At 45.4% G+C, this 14,477-nt stretch carries 17 protein-coding genes; 7 read left to right on the top strand and 10 right to left on the bottom strand.

Going from position 1 to position 14,477, the window contains the following annotated elements; all coding sequences use genetic code 11:
• Nucleotides 1–83: 83 nt before the first annotated feature.
• Together S2091_RS16990 and S2091_RS16985 are read right to left on the bottom strand one after the other, a co-directional pair.
• Entirely contained in the window at nucleotides 84–719 is a 636-nt protein-coding gene (locus S2091_RS16990) for a class I SAM-dependent methyltransferase (RefSeq protein WP_105533149.1), read from the bottom strand.
• Nucleotides 720–770: 51 nt separating this feature from the next.
• Nucleotides 771–1,109, bottom strand: coding sequence for a hypothetical protein (locus S2091_RS16985; RefSeq protein WP_105533148.1), 339 nt, complete (start codon nucleotides 1,107–1,109; stop codon nucleotides 771–773).
• A 377-nt stretch (nucleotides 1,110–1,486) separates the two neighbouring features.
• Between S2091_RS16985 and S2091_RS16980 the strand changes: the two genes are divergently transcribed.
• The 3 genes from S2091_RS16980 to S2091_RS16970 are packed head-to-tail and all read left to right on the top strand — an operon-like array spanning nucleotide 1,487 to nucleotide 3,156.
• Nucleotides 1,487–1,885 (top strand): hypothetical protein, encoded by a 399-nt coding sequence (locus S2091_RS16980; protein WP_105533147.1) that lies wholly within the window; start codon nucleotides 1,487–1,489, stop codon nucleotides 1,883–1,885.
• A gap of 22 nt (nucleotides 1,886–1,907) precedes the next feature.
• Nucleotides 1,908–2,951 (top strand): NAD-dependent epimerase/dehydratase family protein, encoded by a 1,044-nt coding sequence (locus tag S2091_RS16975; protein ID WP_105533146.1) that lies wholly within the window; start codon nucleotides 1,908–1,910, stop codon nucleotides 2,949–2,951.
• A gap of 10 nt (nucleotides 2,952–2,961) precedes the next feature.
• On the top strand, nucleotides 2,962–3,156 hold the full coding sequence (locus S2091_RS16970) for a helix-turn-helix transcriptional regulator (RefSeq protein WP_105533145.1): 195 nt from the start codon (nucleotides 2,962–2,964) through the stop codon (nucleotides 3,154–3,156).
• Between the two features lie 198 nt (nucleotides 3,157–3,354).
• On the opposite strand, the gene S2091_RS16965 is transcribed toward S2091_RS16970, so the two are convergent.
• From S2091_RS16965 to flgA, 8 genes are all read right to left on the bottom strand, one after another.
• A complete protein-coding gene (locus tag S2091_RS16965) occupies nucleotides 3,355–3,567 on the bottom strand; it encodes a hypothetical protein (protein WP_105533144.1) in 213 nt (70 codons plus the stop codon).
• Between the two features lie 475 nt (nucleotides 3,568–4,042).
• Nucleotides 4,043–4,567 (bottom strand): cysteine hydrolase family protein, encoded by a 525-nt coding sequence (locus tag S2091_RS16960; RefSeq protein ID WP_105533143.1) that lies wholly within the window; start codon nucleotides 4,565–4,567, stop codon nucleotides 4,043–4,045.
• A 144-nt stretch (nucleotides 4,568–4,711) separates the two neighbouring features.
• Complete coding sequence (locus S2091_RS16955; RefSeq protein WP_105533142.1) at nucleotides 4,712–5,428, bottom strand: hypothetical protein; 717 nt, start codon at nucleotides 5,426–5,428, stop codon at nucleotides 4,712–4,714.
• Between the two features lie 62 nt (nucleotides 5,429–5,490).
• Nucleotides 5,491–7,092, bottom strand: a complete 1,602-nt coding sequence (locus tag S2091_RS16950; RefSeq protein WP_243405468.1) for an eCIS core domain-containing protein — start codon at nucleotides 7,090–7,092, stop codon at nucleotides 5,491–5,493.
• Between the two features lie 319 nt (nucleotides 7,093–7,411).
• Entirely contained in the window at nucleotides 7,412–9,301 is a 1,890-nt protein-coding gene (locus tag S2091_RS16945; RefSeq protein WP_105533141.1) for a type IV pilus assembly protein FimV, read from the bottom strand.
• A gap of 138 nt (nucleotides 9,302–9,439) precedes the next feature.
• Nucleotides 9,440–9,916, bottom strand: a complete 477-nt coding sequence (locus S2091_RS16940; RefSeq protein WP_105533140.1) for a flagella synthesis protein FlgN — start codon at nucleotides 9,914–9,916, stop codon at nucleotides 9,440–9,442.
• 42 nt (nucleotides 9,917–9,958) lie between these two features.
• Nucleotides 9,959–10,333: a flagellar biosynthesis anti-sigma factor FlgM gene (flgM, locus tag S2091_RS16935; RefSeq protein ID WP_105533139.1), complete on the bottom strand. Its 375-nt coding sequence runs from the start codon at nucleotides 10,331–10,333 to the stop codon at nucleotides 9,959–9,961.
• Between the two features lie 105 nt (nucleotides 10,334–10,438).
• Nucleotides 10,439–11,185 (bottom strand): flagellar basal body P-ring formation chaperone FlgA, encoded by a 747-nt coding sequence (flgA, locus tag S2091_RS16930; RefSeq protein WP_165795011.1) that lies wholly within the window; start codon nucleotides 11,183–11,185, stop codon nucleotides 10,439–10,441.
• 277 nt (nucleotides 11,186–11,462) lie between these two features.
• Here flgA and flgB point away from each other — a divergent pair, with 277 nt between their 5' ends.
• The 4 genes from flgB (at nucleotide 11,463) to flgE (ending at nucleotide 14,474) form a co-directional block, all read left to right on the top strand.
• Nucleotides 11,463–11,882: a flagellar basal body rod protein FlgB gene (gene flgB, locus S2091_RS16925; RefSeq protein ID WP_105533137.1), complete on the top strand. Its 420-nt coding sequence runs from the start codon at nucleotides 11,463–11,465 to the stop codon at nucleotides 11,880–11,882.
• Between the two features lie 63 nt (nucleotides 11,883–11,945).
• A complete protein-coding gene (flgC, locus tag S2091_RS16920) occupies nucleotides 11,946–12,350 on the top strand; it encodes a flagellar basal body rod protein FlgC (protein ID WP_105533136.1) in 405 nt (134 codons plus the stop codon).
• A gap of 47 nt (nucleotides 12,351–12,397) precedes the next feature.
• The gene (locus S2091_RS16915) at nucleotides 12,398–13,108 is read left to right on the top strand and encodes a flagellar hook assembly protein FlgD (RefSeq protein WP_243405467.1); all 711 of its coding nucleotides are present in this window, start codon (nucleotides 12,398–12,400) and stop codon (nucleotides 13,106–13,108) included.
• A gap of 88 nt (nucleotides 13,109–13,196) precedes the next feature.
• Entirely contained in the window at nucleotides 13,197–14,474 is a 1,278-nt protein-coding gene (gene flgE / locus S2091_RS16910) for a flagellar hook protein FlgE (RefSeq protein WP_105533135.1), read from the top strand.
• Nucleotides 14,475–14,477: the final 3 nt, after the last annotated feature.

Here is a 14,477-nt window from a genome sequence, read left to right as displayed (position 1 = left end):
TCATTGATTGGAGTGACATTTGTCATATACGGAAAACGACCGCTTCACGCCGTATTCTTCCCCGACAAATTTTGATCATAAAATCACTTAATACGACGTGCAATCAAGACCAAGTCAATGGTTGCAGTTGGCGCATTAGATGGGCTGGAAAATTCTTCCAAATAAATAAGTTCTAGTCCTGCATTCCTCACCAAACGTTCGATTTCTTGTCTGGGTCTGTAGTAAATGTAGACTTGGTTGCCACTGCTAGATGTTTGAATACCTGATTGTTCAGCAGACCCCAACATTACGCTAAGGTAAAACGTTCCGTTGAGTGCCAATACGTTAGGAATCGAATCAAATACTTGCTCAGTATCCTGCTGATTCAGATAATTCAATCCAAAAGCGTAGACAATGCCGTCATACACTCGGCTTAAGGTACTCAAATGTCTGCAGTCATGAGCCAGAAAATTAGCCGTTGGCACAAGAGTTTTTGCCAGTTGGATCATGCGTGGCGCTAAATCGATGCCAGTTACTTCCAGATCAGGTCTTTCACGCACTAGGAAATTGGCCACATTGCCTGGTCCGCAAGCGACGTCAAGAACTGATCCCCCTTTCTTTGAAAGTTGCGAGCAGAAAATTCGGTAACAACCATCATATGTGCTCAATGCAAAGTATTTTTGTGCGTAATTATCTGCGAGCGTATTAAACGTATTGACGGATATTTGGCAATTGTCCATGAGTGGATATTTCTAGTTTGATTCAATTTTTAGAGATGTATGCGAATGGCGTTAGCTATCATTAACTTTTCTCGTCCCCGTTTTTATTCCGCCATATACATTACCAAAGCGACGGGACAGGTATAAAGCGATTGCCAAGCTGCCTGAGCCGGCTGCGCTTAGATCTAACAGCGATCGAACGTTGAAATCTGAGATTTGAAATAATAAACAATAGCCAATAATTATATTTAAAGCGCCCCAAATTACATCGAGCGTGGAAGATGATTCGCCTTGACCTGGCGGTGTTGCAAACGGAGTTGGAAATGGGCGGCCAGACATTCCATTTGTAAGATGGGGAATGCTGTTAGCTAGAAATGCGCCGCCGAAAAAGTATGCAATATAGTAAATCATCAAAAAAACCTTTAATTTTTATGGCGCGTGTCGCGCCCTGATCCATTTATTTCTTGTTCCATCAGAATGCCGTATCGCTTGGCCAATCCACCGCCCGTTTGGTGTCGCCAAGCGTCTGTCACCAAACCACACGGACTGACTCCCGACCTTTACACTGTCGCCAGCGTCAAGTTAAGCACAGTAATTTAAAAATTTAAATTGGGCAACTTCTTACTCTATGGCGGCAATAGAAATAACAACAGTCCATTTGCAAACAACCACGTATGCATAGAGTTTGTTCACTCTTTGTTTTGATGGTATGTAAAGGATGCCTGACATATTGGGTTCCTATCTTTATCCTCATGTCAAACAAACTTGACATTCACAGGAGCAATGACGTGACTGAAAACTATTCTTTGCGGATACAGGCCGCATATCTTGGCAAAGTAATGATTGGCTTGCTGGTACTTACCGGTTTGGGGTTTGCATCGTCAATTGTTGATGCCGCCAATCTGAGCAAACCCGTCAAGGATGGTGCATTCGTTGCACTGATTCTCGCTGCCTTGACGATTCCTTTTCTGATAGGTGCGGTGTACCGCCGGATGGATGAGCTGCAACGGCGCTTGCATGAGCAAGCCTGTATGTTTTCGCCCAGCGTCAGTTTTTCTGCCGCATTTGTAGCCGGGATTTTGCAATCACACCAAGTCGTGCCGGAGTTCAGCGCATTTTGGATCTGCGCATGCGTCATCGCCAGTTGGGGACTTAGTCTAGTCATCGCTGATCGTCAATTTAAATAACATCAAGGAAGAATATCAAAATATGGCTACTGTTCTTGTCACCGGCGCGGGCGGTTATCTGGCGTCATGGATCGTCAACTGCCTCTTGCAGGATGGGCACGTCGTCCATGGCACTGTACGAAAAATTCAGGATACGCAAAAGGTGGCGCATTTGCTTCAACTCGCTGATGGTTACCCTGATCGCCTTAAGTTGTTTGACGCAGACTTGTTGATAGCCGGGAGCTTCGATGTTGCAATGGAAGGCTGTTCTATCGTCATTCACGCAGCATCCCCCTATTTTATTGGAACGCCGAAAGATCCGATGGCGGAACTGGTGAACCCTGCTGTGAAAGGTACGCGCAACGTTCTTGATGCCGTTAACCGAACCGGCTGCGTTCAACGCGTGGTGCTGACGAGCAGCATCGCGGCGATGTACGGCAATGTGGTGGATCTAAAGGACGCTGATGCGACGATGTTGCAAGAGGGCGATATCAATCACAGCAGTAGCATCGCAAGTAATCCGTATGCCTATTCCAAGACCTTGGCGGAAAAAGCGGCGTGGGAGATTCATGGACAACAATCCCGCTGGAGTTTGGTAACAATCAATCCGGGCGCTATTTTCGGGCCGTCGCTGTCAAAGCGCAAGGACGCGACTAGCGTCACGATGATCATCCAATTTCTGAATGGCTCGTTCCGCAGCGGTGTACCGAATCTGCGATTGGGGGTCGTCGATGTACGGGACGCTGCCATCGCGCATGTTAAGGCAGCGACGTTAGCAAGCGCATCTGGGCGCTACATTGCCGTTGCTGAAAGTTTGACGCTGTTGGAAATTGCACGAAAAATCGCTGGGTCAAACCCCGCATTCATCAGCAAGCTTCCTGCCAAAGAAGTTCCCAAAGCGCTTATTTGGTTGATTGCACCTCTGATAGGCATGACTCGGGAATACGTTGCCAAGAACGTCAGCTACCCAATCAACTTTAACAATCGGCGCAGCAGAGAGGAATTGTCAGTCATCTATCGGCCTTCGCTCACTACGTTGAATGACCATGTTAAACAACTAGTCGATGACGGCTTGTTGGAAGATTGATGAGTCAATAATGAATAACAGATTAAAAGAATTGCGGCTGGCGAAAGAATTGACACAGCAAGCGCTGGCCGATACCTTGTCGGTCAGTCGTCAAACTATCAATTCGATCGAGACCGGTAAATATGATCCAAGCCTTACGCTGGCCTTTAAATTATCCCAACTTTTGAAGGTCAGGATTGAAGACATTTTTTCGCCGGATAATTGATATGGGCATTAGCCCAATGTGCGCAAAGCGGGCGCATTTTTCACAAAACGGTGCATGGCTCAGACGACACAAGATAGGGGTGAAATAAAAATGACGATCACCGAGCTACCTTTTCGGGCGACAACCTAGTGAGAATACGCAACTAGCAACCGGTAATGTTTCAGTTAATAGAGCGCTACAGTAAAACCACTAGTTACACTATTTCCAGTCGGAAGAGCGTCGTTTGGTTTTGTTTAATAGCACTCTTGAGCTGATTTCATATGGAACGCCTAGTTCTTGCATTAATCTCATTCCATCATGAACTTCACCCAATAAAGCGGCAGCCAGACCAAGATTCACTGCCGCTTCAATGTCATTATTCAAACGCTCATCGAGAACCTGAGCAACTACAATATTATTGTCAGCATCCATTTCAGCTTCCAATCAATTTTAAATTAAATTCTACAGCCAAGAAATTGGTTGTCTTTAGTATTAGGCGACAACAATGTCACGATAAACTTTCAAACAGAGATAATCTGTCTGCTAGCGTACATACCACTGCGCAAATCAGCGCTAAGTCGGAAGTTTATTTAATGGTACTTTCGTAATAATTAAAAAATTGATACTAATTCAAATGTAAGCCGTTAAAACATTACATTTTTTATGAAGTTATAGGATTATTTAAGAGTTGTAAATGCCCTATTTAGGGCATTTTTAACTAAAGGCAGAACATTGGAGATTTATGCATCTGGCGCGTTTGTACCGTTGAAGCGACGGTCACGCAATAATTATGAACGGCTCATTATCTGCACATTGGGGCCACACAAAAACTCATAACCTGTGTTGTGATATGACGTGTAATCGTGGTTTGCGCTTTCGGCTAATACGCTACAGAGCGATATTCAAACTATTCGTCAAACTCTACCAAACTGGTTTGGCAAAGTTGAATCCCACCAAACTCGCTCCATACCCAATTATGGTGTTCAATAATTTTAGGCGCGCTAAGATGTGGCCTGTCGCGTGTGGTGTGCGCGTCGCTAATGACGACGGTGTTTAATTTTAAACTTGCGCATTGTCTTACATTGGTGTCGATGCAAAATTCGGTGGCGTAACCGCAGATATACACACGTTGAATTTCCTGCTCAGTTAAATGCGCCAGCAAGTTTGTATCAACAAAAGCACTAGCTACGCTTTTATGAACCAGGTAGTCATCGGCTTGCGGCGCAATTGCACTGGGAAACTCCCAATCTGGCGTACCGGCCTGCCAGCCGGTGCTATCTTCCTGGTGCTGAACATAAATAACGGCGACACCCGCTTTGCGTGCTTTTTGTATAACCGCGCTAATTCGCTCCATAACTTGATGCACTTCATAAGCTGGCGGTGCGTTAAAAATGGAGTTTTGAAAATCGATAACAATCAAGGCTGTTTTCATCGCAGAGTGTTTGCAGTGTTGGAGAAAAGCAATATTAAGTGCAAACGATACTTTTTTCAATCGAGGCGATTATGTGGTTTAGTTTCGATTTGATCTGACACTGAACGTAAGATCAAATCGTGAGTAATTCAGATGAGGCAAATTTTACCCTGTGCAGTGATCAATATCGACCGTAACGTGTGTAGCGTCTGCACTTGTATTTACGTTGCTGCCATTCGTTGTTGTACCACCTGCCACTTTCCACTCACCTCCAACATATTTGCTAATTTCTTTTTCTGTGGCTATGACAGCATTCGCTTTACCTTTTGCCTCCCAGCCCTTTACAGTGAACCCTGTTAATTTATGATTATACGTAGTCGTGTCATCAAAGCCATATTCTCCTCCCCAGTCATCTTGCGGTGGCAATACCACTTCGCTGCCGTTAATCGCAGTTTCCCAAGTAGCGAGGGGCGCCAGACTATTTGCCAAACTACCTGTTTTCATCGCTGCTGGTTCGTTGACATCAAGGATCCGTTGATTTGTCTTGTTAATGGCTTCTTGAGCATCTTCAGCAACATGATTTTTGACGAAGGCATTGTTTAACGTCATTGGTACTTCTGCTGCCGCCTCTGCTGTGCCTGTTGCGCCACGAAATCGTTGGGCGACAAATTCAGTGCTGTGCCATTTGGTTAGGCTCGAAGCATTCGCAGCCTTAGCTTGCAATGTTTGAAGCTGCGACATCTGGGGGGCGTTTTCTGACAACGACTGCAATCGACGCAGCGCATTAGCCTGCGGGCGATTGTCCTCGTTCCGCATGACGGTTTGCGCCATTTGCGTTGTCCCTGTCAAATCGCCTGTCGATTTCGAAATCGGTGTTTTCAAAATCCATTCCCCTTTAATGTTTAACTATGGTCAAATTGCAGTGGCGTATCTACTGTTCGTTTTCAATCGCCTGGCTGCCAGTCCATAAACAGACATCCGCAGTCATTAAATTCATCATTATGCTTCGCGTCCCCTCTGGCAACGAATCCTTGCGTACCGTACCAACCCGTAGCGGATTTTGCCGACTCGACGACAAGTAGCCTTCTTGCTTCCCTCGCCATTATTTTGGCTTGATCTGAAAGCTGCTTCCCACCGCCTTTACGACGCGGGCTTCCCACCAACCATCTCAAATATAAGTGCTCTTTGGTGTCAAACATTTCGCTGCTACTTCTCATCTCAATCATCATCACAGCAATCGGCTCAGCTTCTTTTTTGTAATGTGCAATAAAGGTCCTCAAATAACCATCGGATGTGCCAGCAACCTTCCTGTTTTCTTCGTCTGCTAAATCACCTGCCACATCAATACCTTCATCAGTCTGTGTCCAATCATCCATTGAACACCGATCATCACCCAATTCGCTTTTTTCCCGTTCTCCATCCTCTTTTTTCTTGACTTCCCATTCCCGCTGAATTTCTAAAACTTCGCTTACCAAACTATCATCCCATCCGGCCACCTCAATGACCTCGATGCTCTTACGTTTCTCTACATCTAATTCAATACTTGCGTCCTCATCCTTTAAAAGGTCGTTCCCATCATTGTCGTCTAACCAGGCGGTCCTATTTTTCTTTTCCGACCTAACGCCACCTCGCTCGTAAAACATTTGCCCGGTCTCTTTATTGTAAAACCATTGAGTCTCATTTATTAATTGATCCCAAGCATAATGTTTTCCGCCATATTCTAGCCATTTCAATTGGAATGGCATGCCTGATTTTATTTGCGGGGTAAAGGCGGAATTGTTTGCTTTTTGTTGAGGTGCTGTCGATGTTTTCGCCTGTGCGGAGACTTGTGCCGATGCGAACATTCTGGTTTCGTTTTTTTGAACCAACTGCGCTGATGCAAGAGCCTTCGCTCCCATCACATCCGCCTCTGCTTCCAAGCCCACATCATCATTCACCGCTACGTCAAGCTTCATCTGCATCGTTGGCTTAACCCGTCCTTGCGCCTGCTGCACTACGTGCCAGGCTTCATGCGGTAAATGCTTTTCCTGCTGTGGTGCAACATGGATCTCGCTGCCTTGTGCGTAAGCATGGGCATTCAGTTGTGCAGGTTGTGGTGAGTTGTAATGGACTTTGACATGATCCATGCTCATGCCAGAAAGTGCTTCAATACCGGATTTGAGATTGTCGGGCAGCCCCGTGTTATTGAGTTTTTGAGCCGCTTGTTCTGCGCGTTGTGCCGTGCCTGATTCTACTGATTTCGCTTGTAGTGGCTCTTCCTCTTCCACCCTTTGTAGCGCCGATGCGTTTGTCAGCGTGTTCGTTGCTTTAAGTTGAATGGCTTGCGCACTGCTTTGAGCCATGCGACTGACGGCTTGTAGTTGCCTACTTTGATGGCTGTTGTTAGCCACATTTTGTAGGTTACGTTGAGCAGTGGCTTGTGGGCGGTTATCGGCAAATTTGCTTTGCATTCCCTCTGCTAATTTATTGCTATTTTGTTTTGCAAGCTGAGTATTTCTTTGTGGAGAATCTGTTTTGGCTTGTTGTACTGGTACCGCTGTGCTCATTACTGACCTCGCATAATTGAGATGCAATGGGGAAGAGTATTAATCTAAATGCTTCCGGATTCATCCGATGGCACGGCTAGTTCCCTTTAACAGTGGGAACGACTCCTAACCGATCATTGGTGCCACGCACAAGTAGAAGACAGTAACACAAAATTGAAATTTGGCAACATTGTTGTTTATAAAGTCAACATAATCCGCAGCGGATTTTAGGCGCGAATTAGGGAGTTGGTTGCAACATTAATACTGTCAGTGGGGGAGGTTTTGGCGTGTTTAAGGATAATAATACGCAGTGCAAACGACACCTTTTCAAGCTCGGTAGCTACGTTTTATCTGGTATTGGTGTTTCTTTTATCTCAAGCACGGGCTGTAAGTTTTTAGGTTCCTTACTCAGCGTTGACGAGGAGGGTGGTTTTTTTGTGCGTTCTAATTCGATGCAAATAGAAATTAACAGCAAAATATCGCGATACACCGGCAAATCAAAACCGACCCGTTCGCCGTCCCTGTCATCGACCAGTAACGATTCTAAAAACGGCAAAATGTAGTTGGTATTCCAAAACGCACAGCATTTAGAGGTTAAATGCGGAAAATCTTCTAGGTTCCTCGAATTGTTTGGGTCGATAACTTCACCGAAATGAGGAATGTTGGTGTTGAATTTATGCTTAAAGCGGATTCGTAGTTCGCTATATTTTTTCTCATTACCGACCAGTTGATAAAGATCGAGTAAATAAAGCCAGGTGATTGGCATTGATGGATTTTCATCCAGGCTTTGCGGTTCTAAAATTTCAATAGCCCGATTCGGATCATTGACGGACATCCAAAATTCAGCTTCTTGCGTAATGTCGGAAATCTCTTCAATCTGAATCGATTGTCCGCGTCGATTCGTGAATATATTAAATGAAGTGCTATCGGTTTCCTCCAAAGTCGGTAAGCCTTTGCGCTTGTATTGAGGACTTAAATCGGTTCGATATTGTGCGTAATTGATCTCTTCTTCTGACGGCGTTGCACTATGCGGTTTGGTTTCCGGTGCTTTAATTATTTGGCTTGGATCAAGGTCGCCTTCTTCTGCGCTGCTCTGTAATGAATCAACTATTTCTTCGACATTTTTCTTGTTTTCAGCCGACGGATCCCACCAGATTTTATTCCTGTTTTGACGTGCTTTATAGGCGATGAATAATCCCATTCCGATCAAGCTGAGTAGTAATAACACCACAAGCGCAATCAGTTTAATTAGTAGCGTTGGTGCAACTTGTTCTTGCTGGGGTTTTTTCTGAATTTGTAATTTTAACTGTTGAATTTCGGCTTCCAGTTTTTGAATTTTTTTCTGTTCATCTTGCATTTCCTTTTGGGTTTCTAACAACGCGCTTTCATCCCGCAACATCGTGGCAAGCCGTATTGTGGCCAGATTATTTTCCTGGTTGCGCTGTTGTTCCATATTGCCCGAAGGTTGCGCAGCTAACTTTGCCGGAGATGTTGAAGCAAAATCCGGCAGTAGCTCTTCATTGCTAACCCTTAATGCATCTTTGCCAGAAGAACTAGTATTAATTTTAGCCGCGGTGTTTTTGATGACTATTTTTCTAGGCGTAGTGACTGGAGTTCTTGGGACTCTTTTAGCGGTTGCCGGTTTTGTTTCAGGTGCGGTGGTATTGGACGCGATAGGTTCTTCACTGGCAACACCGACAGCTGCGGCAGTTGCAACTACCGGTGCAGCGACAGAGAGCTCAGCGTAATCAAATAGCAGCGAATATTCACGTTGTAGCGATGCGCCACACGTTAATGCAATCGATAATTTTACCGCCGGTTCGATCATTAATTCTTTTGTACTGAGATTAATCAGCGTGGCCGTATCCGCACGATTCGGTTCGGCAAATTCGATGTGGGGAATGGCAATAAAATCGCCTTCGAGAGTTTCCAGTTTTATTTTGAAACAGCTTGCGACAAGAACATCGTCAGGAGCGCCAGAAATAGGTACTTGAACATGAAGTCCTTGCCCTAAATTGGAACGCAATGCCGCATCACCAAAATTGATCGCAAACACGCTTTGAACGCAGAGCGATAAGCAAGTTAGGATGATGAACTTCCACAAGAGATGGCGTTTAATTGGAATGATAAGTGCCCCTGCAGTTCGCCGACTTAACAAATTAAGAATAAAGAGTAAAAGTTGCCGTGCGTTATTAATGACTATGCCAGTATCTTTTAATGATAAAAACATACAATTAATCCAGGCGAATACTGCTGAATGCCCTCACAACCATTTAGTTTTAATTAAATCCATTATTGGCGAAATTGGCTAGATTTCAAGTAGAAATTTTTAAAACAGTTGAACGAATTTAATCTGATTTCAACGCGTTTAAATGGCGATGAAGCCGCGCACGGTGCTGCGCTGGGTATTGGATTGGCCGTTAGCGCCATAGAGGGAAGGGGTGCTGGTGGAACCGTGATTTTGGTAAAGAACTTGCAGCGTACTTTGGTTGCGGATTAGATGTTTGGTGATGAGAAGGCCATTAACGCGATTAAGCTCTTTGGCTTTTCTAGTCAGTTTCATTAACTTTGCCCAGCATTCTACTTGCGCCTGGTCTTGCAGCCACTCTGGCATGCTGGTTTCTGGGTGTTTAAAACCCAAGCGGGTTAATTCGTTTTTACGTGTGTGACCTAATTGCGAAATACTTGCAATGAGTTGATTTTTTCTCTGCATCACGGCATTGATTTCTTCCATGAGTGGCAAAGATGGGGCTTGTGTTAACGCCGTTTGTTCTTGACCTAACACTTCCACCAATGCTGTCATCGCATCGGTTTCATTTTGTATGCAAAAAAGTAAAGTGTTCATGGCGGTTGCTTATCTATTCGGGTTATCTATGCATTCATCATGCTACTGCCTGCGAGAACCAAGTAAGTCATTCACGCTATCGAGCAAGCCATCGGCAACTTTTTCTGAATTAACTTGAAAACGGCCTTCAGAGATAGCCTGTTTAATTTCATTTACTTTACTTGACGAAAAAACTGCATCGCTGGAAGAAGCCGCTTGCGCTGCCTGTAATTGGGTCGAAATAGTAGAAATAGTTGTTACCGAGCTACTGGACGAGCCAGCAGCGGCACCCGTAGTACCGGCGGCAGCGCCTGTGTTTGCGGCGTTATTTGTCGAGGTTGCAACATCATTCGTAGACGCACCAGAATTAGGCTTAACAGTTGGCGAACTGGTTGGCGGCAGCGGGGGGCTAGTAGTTGCGTTGGTAATAGTAGTCATAGCATTCACCTTTAATTTATCGGACTCATCGGTATCTTATGGCTGTTTATCGACGCATTCTAAAAAAACTTTAACACTTTCGTGCCTACGTTGTAGATTTAGTTACTAATTCCTCACTTCAACAATCCCTCCTGATTTGGCAATGCCGGATAAAACCTGCCCCGAGTTTATTTTTACTTTTACTAACTGACCTTCGCTGGCGCTGTTTAATGCTTGTGCCTCAGTGGACACGTTAAATCCAGCCCCGCTGGAAATTAGGCGTATGGTCTGCCCCTGTAAAACTACTTGTTGCAGATGCAAACCGTCCTGGCGCAGCGGGATTCCGGCCGCCAATGACATGGTTGATGTGTGCCCAAGTGCTTGGCTGGGTTCGGTCACAATGCCGCTCGCTAAGGTGGTTAGATCACCTTTGACAGTGCTGATGTCCGCTTCGGTAATAGTTTGACCTTGTGCGATGGATTTTGCCGCGACGTAATAATTACCCCAAATTTTGACAACGCCAGGAACATAAATCACCCAAAGCTGCGGTGCCAGACAGCGTACGCCGACCGTAGTTTTTCCCCAAAGATGGCTACCGCCCGGCATAAATGCTTCAAGCGCCGCGCAAGGGGCTAAGTTGAGTCTGGAATCAATCGCACCAACTTCGGTGGTGACGGTATTTGTGCCCGTGCTGGTACTCGAAATACCTGCTGATTCCTTGTTTAAATATTGTTTTACTGTTTCACGAATTTCTTGCAAATTTTGCTTGTCTTCCGCTGCATGTAATGGCACGCACGCCAGCGTAGTTAAGCCCAGCCCAACTTGAAGCAGCAAGTGAATTGAACCTAGCATTGTGATAACAGCTGGTTTCATCGCATTCCTCATCGGCTTTAACATAGGCAAATTTTATATTTTTGCGGCTTAATTTAAACAGAGAACAGAGCACTATTTTATGGTTTTCTTTTGCATTCATAAGGCACTAGGGGGAATAGAATGAGGTGTGGAAATTAGTTGAGGGACTTACGCAAAATCGCCCCAGCGGCGTTGTGCTCTCCTTGCCGTACTATTCGTACTGTCTACGTCGGCACGCCTTGTTGGAGCAATTTTGCGTAAGTCCTAAGTTGGTTGGATCGATGCAGTGGAGGTAATCATGGCAAATGGACTTGATGAATTATTGAATTTACCAGAATCTGCGTTGCGGGTGCGTGAGGCGCGTCAGGAATTGTTAGCCTCTAATATTGCGAATGCGGACACCCCTAATTACAAAGCCCGCGATATCAATTTTTCTACTGCGCTACAACAAGTTTCGCACGCTGCCCAAGCCAAACTCGGCATTCAGGCCCCCTTAGCGCTCACCACTACTTCTGAAGGACATCAAACCGGCAAAATTGCTAGTCCGATGAGTGACGCAATTCAGTATAGGAATGATATCCAAGGAAGGATAGATGGTAATGATGTGGATACCGATAAAGAAAGAATGCAATTTGCGGATAATGGATTGCGCTATGAGGCGGCAGTGACGCTGGTGACTGCGCAGATTCATAATATGTTGGCCGTGATTCAAGCGTAGTTCAAGTTTAATTTGCAGAGTTAATGCACAACGCTAAAACAGAGTTGGAAACAGGAGCAGATCATGTCACTTTTTGATGTTTTTAACGTAGCCGGTTCCGCCATGAGCGCCCAGTCACAACGCTTAAACGTCGTGGCGAGTAATTTAGCCAATGCCGACAGTGTGACGAGTTCAAATGGCCAACCGTACCGTGCCAAACAAGTGGTATTTTCTGCCGTTCCGGTTTCAGACGACAATGCTACCGGGGTTCAAGTGCAGCAAGTGGTGGAGGATACGGGCCCTCCTATGTTGAAGTATGACCCGCAGCATCCCCTTGCTGATGCCAATGGTTATGTGGCAACGCCGAATGTGAATGTGGTGGACGAAATGGTGAATATGATCTCGGCTTCGCGTTCTTATCAAACCAATGTGGATACCATGAATGCCGCTAAAACCATGTTGATGAAAGCGCTTACGATTGGTCAATAGTCGTTAGTACGATTTTCTAGAAATATTTTTTTTGATTAGGAGTTGTTATGGCTACCACAATAAATTCGGTTTCACCAGCTTTGCTGTCAACGATGAATCCGACTTCTTCTTCAAGCACCAGTTCAAGTACCAATAGCACTGCTGCGTCATCATCCGGGACTGAAAGTGCGGCAACTTTGCAAAATAATTTCATGACGATGTTAATCACCCAAATGAAAAATCAAGACCCGCTTAACCCGATGGACAATGCGCAAGTGACTAGCCAAATGGCGCAATTGTCGACCGTAACAGGCGTCAGTCAATTGAATACTACGTTGACTAGTCTAATGGCTAATTTTCAATCGTCGCAAACTATGCAGGCCGCTAATTTAATCGGTAAAAGCGTGGTGGTGCCAGGTAATGCCGTTACCTTGAGTTCAGGCGCCGGGCAGTTTGGTGTGAACTTAAGTTCAGCCGCTACCAATGTGAAAGCGACCATCACGAATGCAGCAGGTGCTGTAGTTGACACCATGAATTTGGGCAGTATGCCTAGCGGTGTTTCGGCAATACCTTGGAATGGAACGACCACCACTGGCACAACGGCACCGGACGGTCAATATACTTTTACCCTTACTGCTAATAATGGTGCCACGCCAGTCACAGCGACCGGCTTGTCAGTTGGCATGGTGTCATCGGTATCAGCAGGAGCTTCTGGTGCGCAGTTAAATATCCCCACCATTGGAACCACCAGTTTTTCTAGTGTATTACAAATTCTTTGAATGAATTTAGTGTGTAGGTTGGCTAAGTAAATTAACAAAGTAAATTAACTAAATTCGTCAATACGGGCAATAAGACAGGGGAAATATCATGGCTTTTGATCAGGGACTAAGCGGCTTGCAAGCCGCCTCCACGCAGTTGGATGTAATTGGTAATAATATTGCCAATTCCAGCACCGTAGGGTTTAAGGAATCCAACATAGAATTTGCCGATGTCTATGCAAACTCATTGGGCGGCGGTGGTGCTTCAGCAGTGGGGATCGGTGTTTCAGCATCGGATGTCAGCCAACAATTTACCCAGGGTACGATATCAACAGATAGTAATCCCTTAGATATTGCGATTGATGGTAATGGGTTTTTTCAGGTCAGCACTAATGGGTCGATCGGTTATACCCGCAGCGGGGAGTTTCAACTCAATGAGAATGGTGCAATTGTTACCTCTTCCGGAGCCAATCTACAAGGCTATAACGCCAACGCAAACGGCGTGTTAAATACCGGCGTAACGACCAATATAGTGATCAATTCAGCGAATTTACCACCGAAAATAACGGCGACAGTAGGTACTGAGTTAAACCTGAATTCTAGTTCCCCGGTATTGTTGTCTGCCGGGTTTGATTCTACCAAGCCAGCTACCTACACCTACTCAACTTCAGTGACTGTCTACGATAGTTTGGGAAACAGTCACGCACTCCAGACTTACTACGTTAATAACGGCATCGTTGCTCCGTCTGTTGAAGATCAGTGGAGTGTCTTTGCGACCGTGGATGGGAAGCCAATTGGCTATACACCGCCGGCTGCTCCAGTTTCGGTAGCTACGTTGTCGTTTAACAGTGCCGGTACATTAGACCCCGCAACGACCACGCCGGTAACAGCGCCACCGTTTAGTGTTCCACTAACTATTCCACTGGCGAATGGTGCTACCACACCACAAGTAGTTACCATTTCATATACCGGCACAACCCAATACGGCGTTTCTTCCGGCGTTAATTCGCAGACGCAAGATGGTTTTGCGTCAGGTCAGCTAACGCAGTTTAGTGCCGGCGCTGATGGCGTTATTACTGGCACTTATTCAAACGGACAAACACAGACTTTAGGCCAGATTGTGCTGGATAATTTTGTGAATCCGAGTGGATTAAAATCAATAGGAAATAATTTGTGGTTGGCCTCACCAACCTCAGGAGTTCCTCTGTTGGGGACACCGGGCTCAGGTAGTTTAGGTACATTACAGTCAGATGCGGTTGAAGATTCAACCACGGATTTAACCTCAGAGCTGGTTAACATGATTACGGCGCAGCAGGATTATCAAGCCAATGCGCAAACGATTAAAACGGAAGATCAGATTATTCAAACATTAGTCACTCTTAGATAATTG

This window comes from Solimicrobium silvestre (genome assembly GCF_002976435.1).
Classification (GTDB): Bacteria; Pseudomonadota; Gammaproteobacteria; order Burkholderiales; family Burkholderiaceae_D; genus Solimicrobium; species Solimicrobium silvestre.
Note: the sequence above shows the minus strand (reverse complement) of the source record. Positions and strands in the feature narration are given on the sequence as shown.